Here is a 21,889-nt window from a genome sequence, read left to right as displayed (position 1 = left end):
ACCTTATGATAAAGTTTCAGCGGCACCAAAGGTCTGCCGAAACTTTTTAAACAAAATTGTTATAAAAAAGTTATAGAAACTCTTTAATCTGCAGTAAATGCTGTATTACCTTCAATCCTTCTTCCTGCCTGTTTTCCTTTAAAACATTAAAGAAAATCACATCCATTCCGAAATTTTGTGCTCCGACAACATCTGCGATCCAGTCGTCGCCGATCAGAATACTTTCCTCTTTTGATGCTTCCGAAAGCTTTAGAGAATATTCAAAAATCTCCGGTCTTGGCTTTCTTACGCCCACAGTATCTGCACTGGTGATTGTTTGAAAATATTGATCAATTCCGGATAAAATACATTTTCTTTCTGTAACTTCTTTAAAACCATTAGAAATAATATGTAAAGTGTAATTTTTAGCTTTAAGATAATCTAAAATATACGTGGCGCCTTCCACCAATTCATTGTGATTAAGGATTTTATCTAAAAAATGTTCTTCAAAATACATGGACAGCTGTTCATCGTCAACATTAAAATGTCTGAATGTATCATAAAAACGATGCTTCCTTAAATATTCTTTATCGATAATTCCGTCGCGAATATCTTCCCAAAGTTTCTCATTGATTTCATGATAAACGGAATGAAACTCTTCAAAGTCAATTCCGTAATTTAGGGCAATTTCCTCTTTTTCAAAAAGCTGTTTAATGGTAAGGTAAGCATTTCTGCGGTGATCCCACAACGTATTGTCGAGATCAAAAAAAATGTGCTGAATTTTCATACAGCACAAAATTAATTTTAATTTTTGGAAATCGGATAATTCTTGCTCTTGGTTTTTACAACCTCAAGATTCTTCGAAAAATTGAGTAAAAACTCAATTGTTTGCTTTTTTGGTTTCAAAGTTTTCACTTTTAAGGAATCATTTTTTCTCATAGGCGGTTAAATGTTTTTCCTTAAAACGAGAATTTTCCGAAATTATTATCTATCGTGTCAAGATAATATTATTTTCTTCCATGATTTTTCTCAGGTTAATTAATGCATACCTTACGCGTCCCAATGTGGTATTAATGCTCATATCGGTGTGATCTGCAATTTCCTTAAAACTTAACCCGTCAAAAAATCTCAGTTTTATTACTTGCTGCTGATTTTCAGGAAGAAACTGCAGCATCCTTAAAAGGTCTTCCTGAATCTGGTTGGTTACCAGCTGGTCTTCAATATTTTCAGAAGGTTCTCTCAACAGGTCGAAAATGGAATATTCTTCGGTTTCAAAAGTTGTTTCCGATACTTTAATATTCTTGGATTTTGCTCTGAAATGGTCAATAATAAGGTTATGAGCAATTCTTTTTGCCCAAAGAATGAATTTTCCTTCTTCGTTATAACGTCCTTCCTTAAGCATAACAATGATTTTCATGAACGTATCCTGAAAAACATCATTTGCCAGATCTTCATCATTAATTTTGTAAAAAATGAATGTAAACAGTTCTCTCTGATGGCGGTGGATAAGGGTCGACAACGCCTCTTCGTCTCCTTTTTGATAAAGGGAAATAAGTAAACTATCCGATTTTGATTTCATAACTTCTTCTCAATACTTTTTTGCTGAACAAAAACTTTCCAGATTTTTCATCTGGTTTCAGCTGTAAATACAAAACAATTCTTCAGAGTAAAGTATAATCAATAGGCGGATACAATTTTTAATGATGTAAATATAATAAATTTTTAATAACTGTTAACCTATTATTAAATTTTTGAAAGAAAAATTTAAAAAAAATCATTTAAACATGTCATGAATGAATACAGTAGGGATATTTAGTGAAAAATTAATATTCAGTCCTTTTAATTCTTTTCCGTTTATTCCGCTGTTTCCTATTGGAAAACCATACCCTCCGGTAAGATCCAGAATCCCGAACAGGGTAAAACCAACTTTCGGAGCAACATATTTGTTGGTACCTTCTGCGCCTATCAGAAAATAATATGAATGGTAAAAATCCACATTTTTCTGAAAATTCAATAAAACGTCAGTCGAAACCTTAGGCATTATTGCAAACTGCGAATTTACAGACCCCATCATGGCAGACGCACCAAGCCTGTAGATGACATCATCATTCTTCAGGAAAAGCAACTTGCCACCCACTTCGCCAAAACTTTGATTCTGATAAGTATATCCTACACTTACCATTTTATGTACGGTAAGCTGTGCTTTGGCAAAAGTGCCGAGAAAAAAAACGGTAAGGATTGTAATGACGAATCGTACTTTATTCATATTCTGTTCTATTTTATGTAAAATTAAAAAAAACTGCTTTACCTGAAAGATAAAGCAGCTATTCATTTGTTTATTATTGTGAAAATTAAATTCCGAAAGCGGATTTAATTTCGTCTACTTTGTCCAGTTTCTCCCATGTAAAGAACTCTAAACCAGTAAGTGTAAGCTCATTTTTTTGCCCTTTGTTGAAGGTCTTATCAGCCACATAATGTTCTTTACCCATGTGTCCGTAAGAAGCAGTTTCCTGATAAATAGGATTTCTAAGTTTCAGGTTCTGCTCAATCGCGTAAGGTCTAAGATCGAATATCTCAGAAACTTTTTTTGCGATAGCTCCGTCGTGAAGATCAACTTTCGCAGTTCCGTAGGTATTGATGTACAAACCACAAGGTTCTGCCACACCAATTGCATAAGACACCTGAACCAAAACTTCATCTGCAACTCCCGCAGCAACAAGATTTTTAGCGATATGTCTTGTCGCATACGCGGCACTTCTGTCAACTTTTGAAGGATCTTTCCCAGAGAAAGCACCACCTCCGTGAGCACCTTTACCTCCGTAGGTATCTACAATGATTTTTCTTCCTGTAAGACCTGTATCTCCGTGAGGACCACCGATTACAAATTTCCCGGTAGGATTGATATGGTATTTGATCTGATCATTAAATAACGCTTTGATTTCATCAGACTGCAAAGCCACCACTCTTGGGATCAGAATATTTTTAATGTCCTCTCTGATTTTGTTCAGCATTTCTTCTTCAGAGCCGAAATCATCATGTTGTGTAGAAACAACGATAGAATCGATTCTGATCGGTTTATGATCATCAGAATATTCAATCGTCACCTGGCTTTTTGCATCCGGGCGAAGATATTTAATTTCAGAATCTTCTCTTCTGATCGCTGAAAGCTCTTTAAGAATAGTATGCGCAAGGTCAAGAGCTAAAGGCATATAATTAGCTGTTTCGTTGGTTGCATACCCGAACATCATCCCCTGGTCGCCGGCTCCCTGTGCGTTGGCCTTTCCTTCAAAAGATTCATCTTCTACAGCTCTGTCAACACCTTGATTAATATCCGGAGACTGCTCGTGGATCGCAGAAATAACACCGCAGGAATCACCATTGAACATATATTCTCCTTTTGTATAGCCTATTCCGTTGATGACTTCTCTGGCAATCGTCTGCACATCAAGATATGCATCAGATTTTACCTCACCGGCAAGTACTACCTGTCCTGTTGTAACAAGGGTTTCACAAGCTACTTTGGAATTTTTATCGTATGCTAAAAAATGATCGATTAACGCATCAGAAATCTGATCGGCAATCTTATCCGGATGTCCTTCTGAAACGGATTCAGACGTAAATAAATAAGACATATTACTCTATTTGTTTTAGATTAAAATTAACGAAGAAAAATAAGAATAATTACCGGTACGACTAAAAAGAAATACTGTTTTAGCATTTTTTTATAGAGGTTGCAATCAGGACAAATTTTTCCTCGTTCGTAAACGTGCGCAAATTTAAGTACTATTTTTTTAATACTCAAATTTTTGCCCGTTTATTATAAATTTCATGAATAGCAGCAGCTTATCAACTTTAACAATAAAATTTATTGTGGTTTAATGCTTACGAATTCTTTCGGATTTTCGTGATAATTAAGCTTTTTCTCAAGTGATTCTCTTATAGAATGTGACAATTCGTCAATAATTTTTTGCTTGAAGGTAGGCTTATAATAAATAATGCTGATTTCCCTATACGGAAAAGGCTTTTTAAACCTGAAAACATTTTCTTTCTGCTGATCGGAAAGCTGACTTAACGCGAGTTCCGGTAAAATACTGATCCCTCCTACTTTATCTACCATGTGTACCAATGTCTGAATATTGGAAGCAAGAAAATCAAGATTCTTCGGCTTCAGGGTATTTTCTTTCAGATGGCAGATGTTTTCAAACTGATTTCTAAGACAGTTTCCTTCTTCAAGCAACCATACTTTTTCCACATTCAGTTCTTCCGGAACAACGTAAGAATTTTTCTTGTTAGCTTCCGTATCAGAACTGTAAATCATCAGTTCTTCATTAAACAGGAAATCCTGATAAAATTCGTCCGCAGAATCATATGGGGTAGAAATAATTCCGGCGTCAAGTTCACCCGCTTTAAGGGCCTTAATGATATTATCGGTTGTCATTTCCTTTACATTCATCTGGATCTTTGGATTGTCCTCCAGAAATTTGAAAATCTCTGTTGGAAGGATAAAAGAAGAAACCGTAGGAATAATTCCTATATTAATGGTACCTCCTAAAATATTATTTAAAAGGTTGGCCTTATTTTTAAGTTCATTGACAGATTCTATAATCACTTTTGCCTGATCAATGATCTGAAGCCCCACATCTGTGGTACGAATCGGGTGGGTAGTTCTGTCAAAAACCTTTACATCCAGTTCATCCTCAAATTTCTGTATCATTGCACTTAACGTAGGCTGCGTAATGAAGCATGCTTGAGCTGCTTTACCAAAATGTTTATACTTATCTACAGCGATAAGATACTCCAATTGCTGAATGTTCATCTGATTAATATTATCTATGACAAAGATAAAATGTTTTTGCCATTTGTAATTAAAAATTAAAGTAAATTTGATATTTTAATACGTCTATACAGGCAGCTAACAGTAAAAACCGCGAAACAAATCATAAGTATATGGATTCTAAAAAATTAACGTTAAACAATGGCGCTCCTTATTATGAGCATCAGGATTCGCAGACCGTAGGACCAAGAGGGCCTGTTTTGTTGCAGGATTTCGTTTTACAGGAAAATCTTGCCCATTTTGTGAGAGAGAGAATCCCCGAACGAATTGTTCATGCTAAAGGCACCGGCGCCTACGGAACTTTCACTGTAACACACGATATCAGCCAATATACAAAAGCAAAATTATTTTCAAAAGTAGGAAATTCATGCAGGATGTTTGCCCGTTTCTCTACCGTGGGTGGAGAAAAAGGAAGTGCAGACACGGCTAGAGACCCAAGAGGTTTTGCTCTAAAATTTTATACAGAGGATGGGAATTGGGATCTCGTAGGAAATAATACACCGGTATTCTTCATTAAAGATGCAAAAAAATTCCCGGACTTTATCCACACCCAGAAAAGAGTTCCGAAAACCAATCTTAAAAGTGCTACTATGATGTGGGATTTCTGGAGTCTTAATCCTGAATCGCTGCATCAGGTTCTTATTTTGATGTCCGACAGAGGAACGCCGTACGGATACCGTCATATGCACGGTTTCGGATCTCATACTTTTTCGATGATCAATGATAAAAACGAGAGGGTATGGGTAAAATTCCACATGAAAACAAAACAGGGAATCAAGAATTTCACGGATGCAGAAGCGATAAAAATGGCAGGCGAAAATCCTGATTTCGCCCAGGAGGATATGTGCAATGCCATTGAAGAAGGAAACTTCCCGAAATGGACCATGTATATTCAGGTAATGACAGAAGATCAGGCAAGAGACTTCAGATGGAACCCTTTTGATATAACTAAAGTATGGTTTCAGGGAGATTTCCCGTTAATTGAAGTGGGCGAAATGGAATTGAATGAAATTCCGGTAAATTATTTTGCTCACGTTGAGCAATCAACCTTTTCACCAAGTAACTTAATTAACGGAATCAGCTTTTCTCCGGATAAAATGCTTCAGGGAAGACTGTTCTCTTATCCTGATGCCCATCGATACAGAGTGGGCGTCAATGCCCATCATCTTGAAGTGAACAGATGTCCGTTTGCCGTAAATAATTATCAGCGCGACGGTTTTATGGCAGACTCCAGTCATTATCAGGACAAGCCAAATTATCATCCGAACAGCTTTGATGATATAAAACCTGATTCATCTTACAAAAATTATGAATACGAACTGGACAGTGCTCATGTAGCCAATTACAGCAGAAATGAAAACGACGATGATCATTACACTCAGCCGGGATTGCTCTACTCAAAAGCAATGAGTCCTGAAGACCGGCATAATCTTGTGAACAATATTGTGGGAAGCATGAAAGGCATCACAGGACCTAAAAGAGATGAAATCATCAACCGCCAGCTTTGCCATTTTTTCAGAGCGAATATCGAGCTGGGTATGAAAGTCGCCACACAGCTTAATGTTGTTATTGATGCCAATATGATGAATCATTCTAAATAATTGCCTTAAATAATAAAACAAATGCAATAAAAGGAAAAAAAGTCAATCTTTTTTCCTTTTTTTTATAAAAAATTTATAATTTGCACAGAATAATATTTTATCAGTTGAAAAATGGGTTACGAAAACATATTATTAGATAAACAAAATAACATATCTATAATTACCATAAACCGTCCTGAAAGTTTAAATGCACTAAATGCCAAAACAATCAGTGAACTGGGTTCAGCTTTGGAAGAATTAGATACTGATAGCAGCTGTAGGGCAATCATTCTTACAGGAAGCGGTGAAAAATCTTTCGTTGCAGGAGCTGACATTAAAGAATTCAGTGATTTCGGACAGGAGAAAGCAGAAGAACTTGCCAGAAACGGACAAAACTCATTATTCAATAAAATAGAAAATATGACCAAGCCTGTTATTGCAGCCGTAAACGGATTTGCTTTGGGGGGCGGTCTGGAGCTTGCTATGGCATGCCACATCAGATATGCATCGGAAAATGCCAAACTGGGATTACCTGAAGTAACGCTGGGATTGATTCCGGGTTATGGCGGAACTCAAAGGCTTCCGAAGCTTGTAGGAAAAGGTATTGCCAACGAAATGATCTTCTCTGCCAAAATGGTTCCTGCTCAGAGAGCAAAAGAAATCGGATTGGTAAATGAAGTATATCCTGTTGAAGAATTATTAACCAAAACACAGGAATTGGCCAACGTTATTGCTAACAATTCCCCAATGGCAATATCCAAAGCTATTCGTGCTGTAAACTTATCAGATACGGATAAAGGTTTTGAAACCGAAATTCAATATTTCGGAGAGCTTTTTGACTTAGATGATAAAAAAGAAGGAGTCTCTGCGTTTCTTGAAAAAAGAAAACCCAGCTTCTAAATTATCCTTGATTAAAATTATTTCGAAAAAAACGATGCTGATGTATGAATAAGTTTGATAAAGCTTATCTGAAGATGGCTCAGGAATGGGCAAAACTATCCTACTGTAAACGAAAGCAGGTAGGAGCTCTTATCGTAAAAGATAGGATGATTATTTCAGATGGTTACAATGGTACCCCATCAGGTTTTGAAAATTGCTGTGAGGACGAAGAAGGCAAAACGCATTGGTATGTGCTGCATGCAGAAGCCAATGCCATTTTAAAGCTGGCCGCTTCCACACAGTCTGCAAAAGGAGCCACGTTATATTTAACACTGTCTCCGTGTAAAGAATGCAGTAAACTTATTCTACAGGCCGGAATCAACAGGCTTGTATATATAAACGAGTATTCGGACGATGATGGAATATCATTTTTAAAAAACCATGGTATTGAAATAATACAGATTTCGGAATATGAATTAAAAAAATAACACAACATGATTTGGGATGAAAAAATTAAGGATTTTGAAATTTTTCTTCGTTTTGAAAGAAATTTTTCAGAAAATACTCTTGATGCGTATATCAGGGATATCAAAAAACTAAAAGAATACGCAGAAGAAGATTTAGAAAATGTGGGTCCAGATACGATTCAGTACGAAAACCTGCAGGAATACATTTTTAACCTTTCCAAAAAGAAATTCAGCGAACGTTCACAGGCAAGATGGATCTCGTCTATAAAAGCATTTTTCAAATATCTTGTTGAGGATGAATTTCGCAAAGACAATCCGGCCACTTTATTAGAAGGTCCAAAGCTAGGGCTTTATCTGCCTGATACCTTAACACTTCCGGACATTAACAAAATTATAGACGCCATTGAACTGGATTCTGATTTGGGAAAAAGAAACCAGTGCATTATTGAGGTGCTTTACGGATGCGGACTGCGGGTATCGGAGCTTATTGAGCTTAAAATTTCCAATATCAACTTCCACGAACACTACATTAAAGTGCTTGGAAAAGGCAATAAGACACGTTTTGTTCCGCTCGCGGACTATACTGCTACCTTACTTTTAAATTATATTTCGGAGATACGTTCTAAAATTAAAGTCAGCAAAAGATATGAAGATACTCTGTTTCTGAATAGCAGAGGAACTTCCATGTCGAGAGTAATCGTATTTTTAATCATAAAAGAACTTACGGACAAAGCTGGGGTGAGCAAGAAAATCTCACCGCACACCTTCAGGCATTCTTTTGCGACGCATTTGCTTCAAAACGGGGCAGATCTCCGTTATATCCAGGAAATGCTGGGCCATTCCAGCATCACCAGCACGGAAATTTATACCCATCTTAAAACCGAAGAACTCCGGGATGTTATTTTAAATTACCACCCGAGAAATATTAATGTTGCTCAATGAAAATATTGAAATATTGCCCAAGCTGTGGCAAAGGATCTCTGAACTGGGACGGTGAGAAAAAATGGAGCTGTCCCGAATGTAATTTTACGCTTTATAATAATGTAGCCGGAGCGGTAGCTGTGGTTATACGATTTGAAAATGAAATTTACCTTACCAGAAGGAACAGAGATCCGAAAAAAGGAAAGCTTGATCTTCCCGGAGGCTTTGTAGACCCGAGTGAAAGCGCAGAAGAAACCTGCAAAAGAGAGCTTTTTGAAGAACTGCAGCTTGATGTTGATATTTCAAATTTAAAGTATCTTACGAGCCTTCCGAATGTATATCAGTACAAAGAAATAGATTATAACACAATTGATCTTTTTTACGAATATCATGTTTCGGAAAAGTTTCAGGTGAAACTTGATATTTCTGAAATTTCGGATGCAGTGTGGATTCCGTTGGATAAATTAAATCCTGAAGACATTGCATTTGATTCGCAGAAAAAGTTTTTTGAAAACTACGCGCGAAAGGTTTAATACAACCTTATATATTCCACGGATTGACAGACTTTATTTCAAAGTTTTACAATCCGTGGATTTTTTTTTAATATGTTTTTGATTTCAGTATTTCTTCAAAATACTGAACAAGTAACATCCGTTCTGCTTCTGATAAATTGGCTTTTTTGTGATACACAATATAACCAGGCATAGGCATTGTTTTGTTTTCTATGGCCTGAACCGACCTCTCAAGCATGCTTTTTTTTAAGTCCTGATTATACGTTCCCCAAATGGAAAAGTTCAGATGCTCCCTGCCTTCGTTGATATGGCTTTTAACAGACCAGGAAATTGGTGCCACATAAGCATAGCCGGGATATATCGTTTCATCGGAATGGCAGTCGTAACAGGCTCCTTTAATCAGCTCATTGATTTTTTGAGGCGTTCTCTGTACATCCGCAAAATTTACCTTATGGTCAACCGGTCTGTTCACCTTATCCGTTGGAATAAACTGAATCAAAGCGAAGATTATCAAAACCCAAAAAAGTATTCTTTTAAATGTTTTCATTATTATCTGACAGGCGTAAGCGAACCCCTGTCCGTTTTTAATTCCGGTCTTACATTTGTTTTTGGCGTGGCTGGATTGGAAGGTGTTGGAGAAGCACTGTTGTTCGTCTTCTGAGTTCCGAACTTTGAGGTATCCAAAACCCTTGTATCTTTAAGATCCCATGTCTCATTGCTGTCCCATAAAGGTCTCACAATTACCGTTTTGTAATAAATATAAGAGTCTTCTGCAAAAATTCCGTTCTGAAAATCTGCCTCGTCCCAATATTTATTTTCATTGTTATCTACAAGGATACGTACAATATATTCTGCCGGTTTGAGAATATCAAATTTCACATCATTACCTTTGGTGTATTTCTGATAAAGGATTTTTTCAGAACTGTCCACCAGTTGAATCCAATAACTTGATGTAGGAGCATTTTCCAGTTTAAAGGTTAGGCTTCCGTAATTTTCCACTTTATCCGCTTCAAAATCAAACCGTTTCGACTGATAATTTTTAGCATAGAAAGAAGAAACCGTTTCTTTAGGTACGGTAAGCTGATATTTTTTACCAGAAACAAAATCTGCATTAACAATAATCTGATAGGGATTCGTTTCCGATATTTTTGCAGTGAAAGGAAGTGTATTGAGGCTGTCTCCAGCTGCTCTGAAAATCCATTTATCCGTATTAAGGTTTGTGATATAATAGTTTGAGCTAATTTTAAAATTTTCTTTAGGAGGAAGCATTCCGCCGCCGTTATCACTGTTTACATCCATTGCATTTTTTGTGTTATAACGATAGAAAAGAGAAGCGCTGTACAGTGTATCTTTTTTAGTTCCAGCATTATACCCTAACTTAAGGTTTTCAACGGTGGTTTGCCCGAGATTGCTTTTCACGGCATCAAACCAGATTCTTACAGAGTCTGATTTCGGAGCATGTGTTACCTTGTAATCTGTCAGTTTTTCGCTTTGAGACTGTACCCTTACGCTGTCCGGCCTTCCTTCAAAAGTCATTAAAACACCTCCCGGCACTTCTTTGGTTTCAATATATTTTACCGGTTTTTTAGACGGGTACAGCTTTACATTTAATCCTGAGATTGATTTTTCTACAACAACGGCCTCTTTCTGAAAGCCTACTTTTTCTTTTCCCTGATCATACATGGAATTACCGTTTTCATCTTCAAAAGCAATAATTCTGTATTTTCCCGGAGCAAGATAATTCAGCTCATAATAACCGTCATCATCAACTTTTGTGATGTAATAAGGCTTTTGTTTATAATCAATGGTATCCTTCACCTGGTAAAGGCCCACAACAAATTTGTTTTCACCCGCTTTTTTAAGTGACAAGGCATCTTTTACCTCTCCGCTGATATAAAGATCATCCAGTTTGTCACCCGTAGAGAAGGCAAAATTGAAATATCTTAGAATATTATTCTCGTTGTTATCCGAAATGGCATTTCCGAAATTAAAATTATATGTGGTATTGGCCTGCAGCGTATCTTTCCATTGGATAAGAACAAATTTATTGGCAATACTGGAAGGAATGATCCTGGTAATATTTTTAATCGGTGGCGATATGCTAAGATTCTTATTGATGTCTTTCAGCGAAACATATTCGTTGAAATCAAGACGAAGTTCCTTTATATCTCTCGGAACATTAATTCTTGTGCTGTCAATATTCGAACCTAAAAACTTTGGCGCCAATGTATCTTTCGGACCTCCTACCGGTGATCCTACTCTTGCACAGGACTGCAAAAGAAAGCCAATAACAAATAGTAAAAGAAATCTTTTCATGAAGATGTTTACGCAAAAATAAACATTATTCTCCATAAACTTCACCATGACCTTTTAATGTATCTTTATCGTCACTCATAACACTATGAAGTTTATCCTTCTGAGAAGGAAAATCTTCAAACAGACCCGATAAAGCAAGCGCCGTATAAACCTTCCCGGAATACCTGTTTCCAATCGCTACAATGGTTACTTTTGACTTCAGCAAATGGGCAAACACAGAGTTTGTGCCGTGCCACCATCCATTGTGATAAGTAAGTTTTTCGCCGTTGTCGAAAATTTTCATTCTGAAGCCCAGTCCGTAATTATTCATTCCGAGTTTTTCATTGCTGTATGGCGTGAAAACCTGTTCCATGAGTTCTGGCTTTAAAAAATCTTTCGAAAACATGGCTTTAGAAAAATTATACAGATCCCTCGGTGTGGTATACACATTTTTATCCCCGTAAATGAGATCCAGGCGATCCAGAGGATAAAGCTTTTTTCCTCCGTAAAAAAATGACTGTGATGCCGTGGGAATATCTTTTTCCTGAAAAATAAATGTATTTTTCATTTTAAGAGGATCAAAAACCATCTCTTTCATGGCTTGCGGAAAAGGAGTATTGGTTACCTTTTCAATCAGCAGCGCAAGCATGGCAAAATTAGTATTGCAGTACATGAATCCCGTATCTGTATCTCTAGCCAGATCCGGTTTGTACTTGATGATCATATTTAAAATATCCTGATTCGTAAGAAATGCTTTGGAAAGTTCGGCAGGAGCGGGCTGTATTTTAGTAATAAAATATTCATATTTCGGGAGTCCGCTTCTTTGATCAAGCAATGTTTTAACCGTAACATTCGGATAAGGGAATCCCGGGAAAAATTTTGTAAGATGATCATCAAGATTTATTTTACCGGCTTCTATCAGCTTAAGCATAGCCATTGCCGTAAGTGTTTTCGATACGGAGGCAACATGAAGCGGAGTATTCCTGTCAATAGGATTTTGATTTCCTTCTCTTGCAAAACCCCTGTAATTTTCATAGAGAATATCATCGCCTTTGGCAACCAGAATTCCACCGCTGAGATCACCTCTTTCCCATACTCTTTTATAATATTGATCAATGTATTTTGAAAGAGATGCTTTATCAGGAATCTGACTGTCTGCTGCAGTAAAAACTTTACTTAGATCTACGTTTCCGTAATTCGGGAGATTTGTTGTGCTTTCAATGGCAGCTTCCTGATTTTCAGCTTTGTTTTTACAGGAAAAAAGAACTATACAGGCAGTGATAATAAGTACAAGATTACGCATCCTCATGAATTTCAAAATGAGCGGCAATTTAATAAAACTGAAAATAATGAGTAAATATTGATTATATATTATGAATTATTTAACATAAAGATAATCACAAAAAATACTTCAAAAATTTACCAATTAATGAATCGACTGAAAATTACCTGAAAACTGAGCAAGGATTTTATCTACAATTACCTGGGCGAGTTTTTCTTTACTCTGGATAGTCCAGCCCGCAATATGGGGTGTTACGATTACTTTTTCGGATTCAAGCAGATACCGAAGATCTTCATTTTCGGTTTCCAGGTTTTCAAAAGACGACTTTTCATATTCCAGAACGTCAAGACAAGCCCCTTTTACCTTTCCTGATTTTATAGCTTCCACCAAGCTTTTGGTTTCCACATTTTTACCACGTGCAGTATTGATGAAATAAAAATCATTCTTCATTTCGGAAATAAATAATCCATCTACAAGATAATACGATTCTTCTGTTAAAGGAATATGCAGACTGAGCACCTCCGCTTTTTCTTTAAGCTCATCCAAGGAAACCTGAGTGGCATATTCATCAGAAAGTCCAGGTAGAATATCATGGAAAATCACTTTGCAGCCGAAACCGGAAAGTCTTTTGGCTGTTGCTTTACCCATATTTCCATATCCGATGAGGCCTACCGTTTTTCCCAGAAGCTCATCCCCCCTGTTTTCTTCCCTGAGCCAGATGCCGTTTTTTACTTCCCGGGATGCAATGAAAAGCCTGTTCATTAAGATCAGAAGCATTCCCACTACATGTTCCGCTACAGAATCACGGTTTCCTTCCGGGGAATTGATTAGCTGAATTCCCAATTTTTGTGCTACAGGAATATCAATATTTTCCATTCCTGCTCCTACTCTCGCAATGAATTTCAGATTTTCAGCATGCTCCAGAAAATTTTTGTCTAAAGGAATTCTGCTTCGGATAATGATTCCGTCATAGTCTTTAATTTTTCGACAAACCTCATCATAGGAAGAGGTAAAATCTTCTTCCAGAATAAAATTTTTGGCTAAAAGCTGTTCGGTAATCAGGGGATGGTTCTTATCTAAAAGGAGTATTTTCATATTTTTTCTAAACACTAATGACACTAATTGTTTTGCACAAATGACACAAACGAAATTACGTTGATAATTTTTATATTTGTTCTGCAAAGGTAGTTACAAAGATTCAGAAACAGCTTTTGTAATCGAATTTTTTAGTTTTCCATGAAATCACCTAAGGCCATTTTCAGCATTTCCGTATTGCTTCTTCTTATATATATTATTGTGCTGTCACAGCAATTTTCTTCTGTACAGGAAATTATTCCCGTTCACTATTCCGGAGACGGTGGAGACGGTTTTGGGAGTAAAAATTTTTTATGGCTTGAAGTAGGTCTTAATTTTCTGTTTTTATGTCTTTTAGCCTTACCCATATTCTTTCCTGAAAGAATGTTTGCTAAAACCGGAGATTACTTAGAATCCTCTATTGAAGCAGCAATAAAAAACCGACAACTATTTTTGTCGGTTCTATCTGTACTTGTTACAATAATTTTTTGTGGCCTTTCGCTGAAAGAAATTATTTGTTTAAGTTTTATTTAAAATCCGCACAGATTATTCAGATTTAGCAGATTAGATTACAGCTTCATCAATAAACTTGTTGATTAATTCTTTTCTTAAGTACAACCAAGATAATCACCAACTTGCGTCAAAAAAACTACAAATAATTTCTTAAATCAAATTATTTTGTTTCCTCCCCAAAAAGCTTTTTAAGCTCAATTGACTCAGAAGGTTTCATTCTTCCGGAAAGAATCAGGGAGAGTTCCTTTCTTCTGAGTGCGGCTGCGTATCTTTCTTTTTCAAGATCAGTTTCCGGTTCCATTTCAGGGATTGGGATGGGTCTGTTGAATTCATCAACCGCCACGAAAGTATAAATTCCTTTATTGGTCTGAATTTTTTTGTGATTAATAGGATCATCCAGCCATACATCTACATAAATTTCCATAGACGTGGAAAAAGCTCTGGAAACTTTAGATTCCATTACTACAATTCCACCTTCCGGAATCGGGTGATCAAATGAAACATGATTCACGGAAGCGGTCACTACCCTTCTTTCGCAGTGTCTTGTCGCTGAAATTGAGGCACATCGGTCCATTCTTGCCAATAGTTCGCCACCGAAAAGATTCCTCAATTGGTTCGTATCATTGGGGAGTACAATGTTCGTCATTACTGTCAGGGATTCTGACGCCTTCTTTATTTTTGCCATTTTTTCTTAGTGTTGTTTGTAGGAGCTGTATTGTTTACAGCCTTTTGTGTTGCCGGCTGAATATTCTGCTTTACCACAGCAGTGTCTTTTTTCAGAGAATCTGATGGGACTACCGGCGGAGCAGCTTGTTGTGATTTTACAGTATCTTTTTCAATCCTGTGGGTTCTGGTCTGTATGGAAGGATTGGTGTTTCCAAAAGATTTTTCACCAAAAAGAAGCTCCTGTTGTGTATAAGCTACATATAAAATTCCAGCAACAGGAATAATGATCAGGAAAATCCAAAGAATGGATTTGTTAAACCGGTAATCTTTTCCGGAGTTTTTCGACCCTGTTTTCGGAGGTTCATTGTTATGGATGTCTGAAATCTTAATTTCTTCCAAACCATAAAAATCCGGGTGATCGGACTGGAGTCTGTTTCCTTTGAAATGCGTTTCGCCTTCTTCAATGTAAATAGTACCAAGCCCCTGAATCTCGAGCATCTGATCTGCCTGCAGCTTCTTTTTCCAGAAATCGGTCTGGATCTGGAGATCTGTTTTGGAAGCTTCTACGGTCATCTGTTTGTGTCCCGCAATAAAAGCAGCCAGCTCCTCAGACTTTACTTTATAATCCGGGGTATAAACAATTTTACTGGCAGGAGGAAGGATGCTCCCATTTTCGGAATTGATAATGGCCTTGGAGTTTTCGAGCGAAAACACCCCAAAATCCGGGACCGTAACGGTACCGAATTGTTTCAAATATTCTAAAATGTAAGCTGAAATATTCATTTGGTGGCAAATTTATGACTTTTTCATGACTTTTTGTTATATAAGAATTGTTCGGTATCAAGTTTAAAAATATGCAGATCTGATTTTAGAAATCCTGTCCCTATTATTAAGCTTTGGCTAAAGACATTGGATTATTCCTTTTCCTGGAAGCGGAATAAAACCCGCTCTTATTCATGAATTTCGAAATTTATAGCAATCTGTCTTTTATTTGAGACCTCCCTTTGTTTTTTGGGAACATTTGTAAATAGGCAAACTGCTACCCTAGCCGCGATTGAAGCAATTGTCTGAGCTCATTTCTTTATTTTCCTGGGTCATGGCGGCTTCAGCTGCGACCCAGGAAAATAAAGAAATAGCGAGTGCGGAAAGCGGGAAAAAGCTCCTAAAATAAATAGTGGCAAGATTTAATAAAAAAGACTGCCGGAGCAGCCTTAAAAATCTAACTTTACTTTTTACTATAATTATTTCAATATAGCCTGATTGATTACTGAATTTTCCAGCTGATGCCAAACATAAAATTGGTTCCTGCCTGAGAAAAATAGTAAGGAGAGCCATCGTACACAGCGCCGTTGTTCACATATTTTTTATTGAAAATATTGTTTACTAAAAGCTTGAGGGCGATGTCATTATTATGAATTTTGAATTGGTATTGAGCATTAAAATCAGTCAGGAAATAATCGTTCAGCTGCAGATTACGATCTTCGGAATTATCCAGATACTGTTTTCCTACATATTGGTTGATTAAGGCAAACTGGAAATTTTTATTGGGGTTGAATTTCACTGCAAGATTGGCGATGACGTCCGGAGAAAAGGAAATCTGTGTGTTTCCGAGATCCTGAACACCATTTTCATTTTCTACTTTAAAATCTAAATTCCTGTTGTTGCTGAAACTTACATTTCCACTAAGTTCCCACTGTTTTGAAATTTTAGCCAATGCTCCGAGCTCAATTCCACTTCGGAAACTTTTTCCTGAATTGGTTCTGATAAAGGCCCCTACATTATTCAGCTCCCCATTCAGGACAAGCTGGTTCACATAATACATATAATATAAGTTGGCGGTGAATGATACAGGTCCAAACTGTCTTTCGAAACCGGCTTCAAAATCGTGAAGTTTTTCTGCTTTTACGTCATTGTTTGCCAAAAGGTCGTCACGGTTCGGTTCGCGGTGTGCGTGAGCGTAGGAAATAAAAATTTTTCCATTGCTAATTTTGTAATTGATTCCCGCTTTTGGATTGAAGAACAGCCAGTTTTTATCGAGATTAGCTCCTTCATCATCTCCGGAAGTGATGATTTTCGTATTGTAGTCTACATTTCTCAATTGCAAATCTCCAAAAAATTCAAAATCGTTTATCCTTACCAATGCTTTTGCAAAACCTGCCACTTCATTTTTTACGGAGCGGTTTCTGTAATATTCGTATTCATCAATCCGGGGAATGAAAACACCGGTTACATTTCCGAAGTGTCTTCCATAATATTGATTGGCGACTGCCCCAAAGTTGACATCAACAATTCCTAATTTTCCATAAAGCGTTGAAACAATCCCATAGAAATCATTATTAAGCCATTTTTTTCTGATAAAGTCCGAATATTCTTCACTTCCAACATCAGGTAAGTTATATCTGGCGAATGGATCACCCTGCTTATAATTTTCATAATATCCTTTTCCTTTGGTATAATGTAAGGTTGTTTCGAGATTCCATTTATCATTAAATTTCTGTTCCCAAAGCAACTGGTAATGATTTTGTCGGTAATTGTCGGTTTCGTTATCATAAAAGTCTACAATATTTTCCCAACTTGCATCATAAATTGCCCCGGAATAATTGAATTTGGGATCAGTTTCCCAGGTTTTCCGGTCGATTCCGTTCCAGGCTTGATAAGTTTTTTCCTTCCCTCCGAAAGCCATTAAGCGGATTCTGGTGTTTCCTTCTTCATATAAAGCGGTGAAATTATAGGAATTCAACTTTGAAAAAGCTCTGTCAATATATCCGTCTGAATTAATATGGGTATATCTTCCCATTATGGAAAGTCGGTTCCCCCAGAATTTTCCGGATCCGATTTCGGCAGAATATTTATAGGTGTTAAATGATCCGTAGCTGTCATCTGTTTTAACATAAAATTTTTCTTCCGGATCTTTTGAAAGTACATTGATGCTTGCCCCGAATGCGGCAGCTCCGTTGTTGGATGTTCCCACTCCTCGCTGAATCAGAATCTGTGAAGCAGAACTGGTAAGATCCGGAACGTTGACAAAGAACGTTCCCTGGCTTTCCGAGTCATTGTACGGAACACCATTCATCATCACATTAATTGCACTTCCGGAAACCCCTCGGATTCTAAAACCGGTATATCCTACCCCGTTTCCGGCATCTGATGTCGAAATAATGGAAGTCTGATTTTTTAATAGAATCGGAAGATCCTGCCCGAGATTCCTGCTGTCCAGATCTTTCTGAACATTAATGATCTCTTTTGCAACGGGAAGTCTTTTGGTAAAATTAACAGCTTCAATTTCCTTTATTTTTAAGGAATCGGTATTTTGTGCCTGGATAAAAGCAGCTGCGCCTACAGTTAGGCCTAAAAAAAATAATCCTTTCATTCTATAAATTTTAACATTTAATGAATAAAAGGGGCGGATTATCTTATAAATGATTAATGATAAAAGATGATTGATTTTTATTTTTTGCTAATAAATTATCAATAATCATATCAATTATTTACATGTTTCCCTAAACGGCATTACCCGTTCCAGGTTCATTGGGTATAATCTCAGCTTGTGACAGCACCCCTTTATTTCTGCCGCAAAATTACAAAATTATTATCAGATATACTTTAAAAAATTTAGCACCCCTCATTATTGAAAGAATTTTTCAAATGCACCCCATTTGATGAGGGTTAAAATCAGTAAGTATTATTATTTGAGTCGATGTAGTAATAATTTTTCCCATCTTTCGAAACATCAAACATTTTACCCAGTTTCCAGCTAAAATTGCGTTTAATATCGTCATACTCAAATGGAATAATTACCCTGTTGTGTACATCAATGACTCCAAACATATTGTTTTTTGAAGCAACAATCATCGGATTGGCTACATCATCGCCTTCAAGAATGAAGAGATATTCATATTGAGGATAGATTTGAAACTGCGTGTAATCCGCAGGATCTTTAAAAGTTGCTTTTTCTATGATTCCGTAAAAACCATTTAAAATATAAGCCTGATACAGCTGTTGAATATATTCCTTGTGAACACATTTTCCAAGATCTTCTTTCTTAAAACGATAGACTCTGTTTCCTTTTTTGTCTATTCTATATGAAATTTCGTCTTTTTCTACCGTTGCATAATCTGCGGTACCGAATTTCCGAAATTTTTCATTCGGGGAATTCAGGAGATTACAATCTTCATAAAAAAATACGGCAATATGATATTCGGGCTGGATGACAAACTTACCCTCCTGATTCACATACCCGAAATTCCCATTTTTTTTCTTCGGAATTAATAACGGAAGATCCTGATTGACAACCGGTAAACTTATATTTTTTTCAGAAGTCACTGCTTTCTTTTTTACAGCTATTTTTTTCGGAACCGATTTCTGAGAAAAAACGACTATCGAAATTAAAACACTTAGAACCTGAATTATTTTTTTTAAACCCATATTGACGGCAAAAATACAATGAAAAATAGAAATTATAAAATTCATATTTATAAAGAATCTAAATAATATAACTCCCATAAAATATTAAAATTTCGTAATTTTGGGAACATTTATAATTGTTTGATAATTTTAAAACGTTTTTGAGATATGACATTTGATATCGATATGATCAAAAAAGTGTATGAGCGCTACCCTGAAAGGATTGCAGCAGCAAGACAGATTGTGGGAAAACCTCTTACATTATCAGAAAAAATATTATACACTCACCTTTGGGAAGGAAATGCTACACAGGCGTATGAGAGAGGAAATTCTTATGTAGATTTTGCACCGGACAGAGTAGCAATGCAGGATGCAACTGCGCAGATGGCGCTTCTGCAGTTTATGCAGGCAGGAAAAGCGAAAGTAGCTGTTCCTTCAACGGCTCACGCAGATCACCTTATCCAGGCAAAGGTAGGTGCTGATAAAGATTTACAGGAAGGTATCAATAAAAACTCGGAAGTTTTCAATTTTTTGAGTTCTGTTTGCGATAAATACGGAATCGGTTTCTGGAAACCGGGAGCTGGAATCATTCACCAGGTAGTATTGGAAAACTATGCTTTCCCTGGCGGTATGATGATCGGTACCGATTCTCACACGGTAAATGCAGGAGGTCTAGGAATGGTTGCAATTGGTGTAGGTGGTGCTGATGCAGTAGACGTAATGGCTGGCATGGCATGGGAACTTAAAATGCCTAAACTGATCGGGGTAAAACTTACCGGAAAAATGTCCGGATGGACTTCCGCAAAAGATGTTATCCTTAAAGTAGCAGGAATCCTTACCGTAAAAGGTGGTACAGGATGTATCGTAGAATATTTCGGAGAAGGAGCAGAATCTCTTTCCGCAACAGGAAAAGGAACCATCTGTAACATGGGTGCTGAAATCGGTGCTACGACTTCCACTTTCGGATATGATGATTCCATGAGAAGATATCTTGCTTCTACAGGAAGACAGGATGTTGTGGATGCTGCAGATCAGATTGCAGAACATTTAACAGGTGATGCTGAGGTATATGCAAACCCAGAACAATATTTCGACCAATTAATAGAAATCAACCTTTCTGAGCTTACCCCTCACTTAAACGGACCTTTCACTCCGGATTTGGCAACACCGGTTTCCGAATTCAGAGCAAAAGCGGAAGCTAACGGATGGCCACTTGAAGTTGAATGGGCATTGATCGGATCTTGTACCAACTCTTCTTACGAAGATTTATCAAGAGCTGCTTCTATCGTGGAAGACGCCGTCGCAAAAGGTGTTAAGCCTAAAGCCATCTTAGGGATCAACCCAGGTTCGGAGCAGGTAAAATACACTGCTGAAAGAGACGGATTCTTAGACTCTTTCAGAAAATTCGAAAATGCAAGAATCTTTACCAACGCGTGTGGACCTTGTATCGGACAATGGGACAGAGAAGGTGCTGAAAAAGGAGAGAAAAACTCTATTATTCACTCTTTCAACAGAAACTTTGCGAAAAGAGCAGATGGTAACCCGAATACACACGCTTTCGTAGCTTCTCCTGAAATGGTAGCTGCAGTAGCAATCTCGGGAAGATTAGACTTTAACCCTATTACAGATACTTTAACAAACGAAGCTGGTGAGCAGATCAAATTAGACGAGCCAAAAGGTTCTGAATTACCTGCAAAAGGTTTTGCTGTAGAAGACGCAGGATATCAGGCTCCATCTGAAGACGGATCTCATGTTGTAGTAAACGTAAGCCCTACTTCAGACAGACTTCAGTTGTTAGAAGAGTTCCCGGCTTGGGACGGTAAAAATATTGAAGGTGCTAAAGTTTTGATCAAAGCATTCGGAAAATGTACGACTGACCACATTTCTATGGCTGGACCATGGTTGAAATACAGAGGTCACTTAGATAATATTTCCAACAACATGCTGATCGGAGCGGTAAACGCTTACAACATGGAAACCAACAAGGTGAAAAACCAGCTTACCGGTGAATACGGTGAAGTTCCAGCTGTACAAAGAGCTTACAAAGCTGCTGGAGTTCCATCAATCGTTGTAGGAGATCAGAACTACGGTGAAGGTTCTTCAAGAGAGCACGCCGCTATGGAACCAAGACACCTTGGCGTAAAAGCAGTATTGGTAAAATCATTCGCAAGGATCCACGAAACTAACCTTAAGAAACAAGGAATGCTTGGATTAACTTTTGCTGATGAAGCCGACTACGATAAAGTACAGGAAGATGATACGGTTAATTTCCTTGATCTTGAGCAATTTGCTCCGGGGAAACAACTTACTTTGGAGTTCGTTCATGCAGACGGAACTAAAGACATCATTATGGCAAACCATACGTACAACGATCAGCAGATCGAATGGTTTAAAGCCGGTTCTGCACTTAACCTGATTAAGCAACAAGAAAATTAATTGTTAGATTTAATTAATAATAGAAAAAGCAACTTCAATTGAAGTTG

At 37.2% G+C, this 21,889-nt stretch carries 20 protein-coding genes and 1 riboswitch; of the genes, 7 read left to right on the top strand and 13 right to left on the bottom strand.

Translation table 11 applies throughout. The features are described 5' to 3' along the window. Positions 1 to 70 precede the first annotated feature (70 nt). The 5 genes from ODE14_RS15640 to ODE14_RS15620 form a co-directional block, all read right to left on the bottom strand. Positions 71 to 766, bottom strand: coding sequence for a YjjG family noncanonical pyrimidine nucleotidase (locus ODE14_RS15640; protein ID WP_263602094.1), 696 nt, complete (start codon positions 764 to 766; stop codon positions 71 to 73). Positions 767 to 967: 201 nt separating this feature from the next. Further along, a complete protein-coding gene (locus ODE14_RS15635; RefSeq protein WP_248388830.1) occupies positions 968 to 1,558 on the bottom strand; it encodes an RNA polymerase sigma factor in 591 nt (196 codons plus the stop codon). A gap of 195 nt (positions 1,559 to 1,753) precedes the next feature. Next, positions 1,754 to 2,245, bottom strand: coding sequence for a hypothetical protein (locus ODE14_RS15630; RefSeq protein ID WP_263602093.1), 492 nt, complete (start codon positions 2,243 to 2,245; stop codon positions 1,754 to 1,756). An 85-nt stretch (positions 2,246 to 2,330) separates the two neighbouring features. Beyond that, positions 2,331 to 3,611: a methionine adenosyltransferase gene (metK, locus tag ODE14_RS15625; protein WP_248388834.1), complete on the bottom strand. Its 1,281-nt coding sequence runs from the start codon at positions 3,609 to 3,611 to the stop codon at positions 2,331 to 2,333. Between the two features lie 233 nt (positions 3,612 to 3,844). Then, positions 3,845 to 4,795, bottom strand: coding sequence for a LysR substrate-binding domain-containing protein (locus ODE14_RS15620; RefSeq protein ID WP_263602092.1), 951 nt, complete (start codon positions 4,793 to 4,795; stop codon positions 3,845 to 3,847). Positions 4,796 to 4,926: 131 nt separating this feature from the next. On the opposite strand from ODE14_RS15620, the gene ODE14_RS15615 reads away from it, so the two are divergent. The 5 genes from ODE14_RS15615 (at position 4,927) to ODE14_RS15595 (ending at position 9,193) form a co-directional block, all read left to right on the top strand. Beyond that, positions 4,927 to 6,414, top strand: a complete 1,488-nt coding sequence (locus tag ODE14_RS15615) for a catalase (RefSeq protein WP_248388838.1) — start codon at positions 4,927 to 4,929, stop codon at positions 6,412 to 6,414. 111 nt (positions 6,415 to 6,525) lie between these two features. After that, positions 6,526 to 7,293, top strand: a complete 768-nt coding sequence (locus ODE14_RS15610) for an enoyl-CoA hydratase/isomerase family protein (RefSeq protein WP_263602091.1) — start codon at positions 6,526 to 6,528, stop codon at positions 7,291 to 7,293. Between the two features lie 44 nt (positions 7,294 to 7,337). Continuing rightward, positions 7,338 to 7,760 (top strand): deoxycytidylate deaminase, encoded by a 423-nt coding sequence (locus ODE14_RS15605; protein ID WP_248388842.1) that lies wholly within the window; start codon positions 7,338 to 7,340, stop codon positions 7,758 to 7,760. A 6-nt stretch (positions 7,761 to 7,766) separates the two neighbouring features. Next, the gene (gene xerD, locus ODE14_RS15600) at positions 7,767 to 8,681 is read left to right on the top strand and encodes a site-specific tyrosine recombinase XerD (protein ID WP_248388844.1); all 915 of its coding nucleotides are present in this window, start codon (positions 7,767 to 7,769) and stop codon (positions 8,679 to 8,681) included. Next, complete coding sequence (locus ODE14_RS15595) at positions 8,678 to 9,193, top strand: NUDIX hydrolase (RefSeq protein ID WP_263602090.1); 516 nt, start codon at positions 8,678 to 8,680, stop codon at positions 9,191 to 9,193. The genes xerD and ODE14_RS15595 overlap by 4 nt, the downstream gene beginning before the upstream one ends. Positions 9,194 to 9,260: 67 nt before the next feature. Here the strand turns inward: ODE14_RS15595 and ODE14_RS15590 are convergent, their stop codons facing one another. The 4 genes from ODE14_RS15590 to ODE14_RS15575 all read right to left on the bottom strand — a co-directional run bounded on the left by ODE14_RS15590 (position 9,261) and on the right by ODE14_RS15575 (position 13,844). Continuing rightward, on the bottom strand, positions 9,261 to 9,719 hold the full coding sequence (locus ODE14_RS15590; RefSeq protein WP_263602089.1) for a heme-binding domain-containing protein: 459 nt from the start codon (positions 9,717 to 9,719) through the stop codon (positions 9,261 to 9,263). Between the two features lie 2 nt (positions 9,720 to 9,721). Beyond that, complete coding sequence (locus ODE14_RS15585; protein WP_248388850.1) at positions 9,722 to 11,488, bottom strand: Ig-like domain-containing domain; 1,767 nt, start codon at positions 11,486 to 11,488, stop codon at positions 9,722 to 9,724. 25 nt (positions 11,489 to 11,513) lie between these two features. Further along, positions 11,514 to 12,776 carry a serine hydrolase domain-containing protein gene (locus ODE14_RS15580; protein WP_263603848.1) on the bottom strand — a complete coding sequence of 421 codons (1,263 nt, stop codon included), beginning with the start codon at positions 12,774 to 12,776 and terminating at the stop codon, positions 11,514 to 11,516. Positions 12,777 to 12,893: 117 nt separating this feature from the next. Then, entirely contained in the window at positions 12,894 to 13,844 is a 951-nt protein-coding gene (locus tag ODE14_RS15575) for a 2-hydroxyacid dehydrogenase (protein WP_248388854.1), read from the bottom strand. A gap of 141 nt (positions 13,845 to 13,985) precedes the next feature. Here ODE14_RS15575 and ODE14_RS15570 point away from each other — a divergent pair, with 141 nt between their 5' ends. Beyond that, entirely contained in the window at positions 13,986 to 14,357 is a 372-nt protein-coding gene (locus ODE14_RS15570; protein ID WP_263602088.1) for a hypothetical protein, read from the top strand. Positions 14,358 to 14,496: 139 nt separating this feature from the next. On the opposite strand, the gene ODE14_RS15565 is transcribed toward ODE14_RS15570, so the two are convergent. The 4 genes from ODE14_RS15565 to ODE14_RS15550 all read right to left on the bottom strand — a co-directional run bounded on the left by ODE14_RS15565 (position 14,497) and on the right by ODE14_RS15550 (position 19,472). After that, complete coding sequence (locus ODE14_RS15565; RefSeq protein WP_169231884.1) at positions 14,497 to 15,021, bottom strand: acyl-CoA thioesterase; 525 nt, start codon at positions 15,019 to 15,021, stop codon at positions 14,497 to 14,499. After that, a complete protein-coding gene (locus ODE14_RS15560) occupies positions 15,009 to 15,785 on the bottom strand; it encodes a hypothetical protein (RefSeq protein WP_263602087.1) in 777 nt (258 codons plus the stop codon). The genes ODE14_RS15565 and ODE14_RS15560 overlap by 13 nt, the downstream gene beginning before the upstream one ends. Before the next feature lie 481 nt (positions 15,786 to 16,266). Then, on the bottom strand, positions 16,267 to 18,372 hold the full coding sequence (locus tag ODE14_RS15555) for a TonB-dependent receptor (RefSeq protein ID WP_263602086.1): 2,106 nt from the start codon (positions 18,370 to 18,372) through the stop codon (positions 16,267 to 16,269). Positions 18,373 to 18,481: 109 nt separating this feature from the next. Then, positions 18,482 to 18,573, bottom strand: a riboswitch (TPP riboswitch). 101 nt (positions 18,574 to 18,674) lie between these two features. Next, entirely contained in the window at positions 18,675 to 19,472 is a 798-nt protein-coding gene (locus ODE14_RS15550; RefSeq protein WP_263602085.1) for a WG repeat-containing protein, read from the bottom strand. Between the two features lie 102 nt (positions 19,473 to 19,574). On the opposite strand from ODE14_RS15550, the gene ODE14_RS15545 reads away from it, so the two are divergent. Continuing rightward, entirely contained in the window at positions 19,575 to 21,842 is a 2,268-nt protein-coding gene (locus ODE14_RS15545; RefSeq protein ID WP_248388864.1) for an aconitate hydratase, read from the top strand. Positions 21,843 to 21,889: the final 47 nt, after the last annotated feature.

The sequence above is a fragment of the Chryseobacterium sp. PET-29 genome (assembly GCF_025736815.1).
Lineage (GTDB): Bacteria > Bacteroidota > Bacteroidia > Flavobacteriales > Weeksellaceae > Chryseobacterium > Chryseobacterium nepalense.
This window is presented reverse-complemented; position numbering and strand designations above follow the sequence as displayed.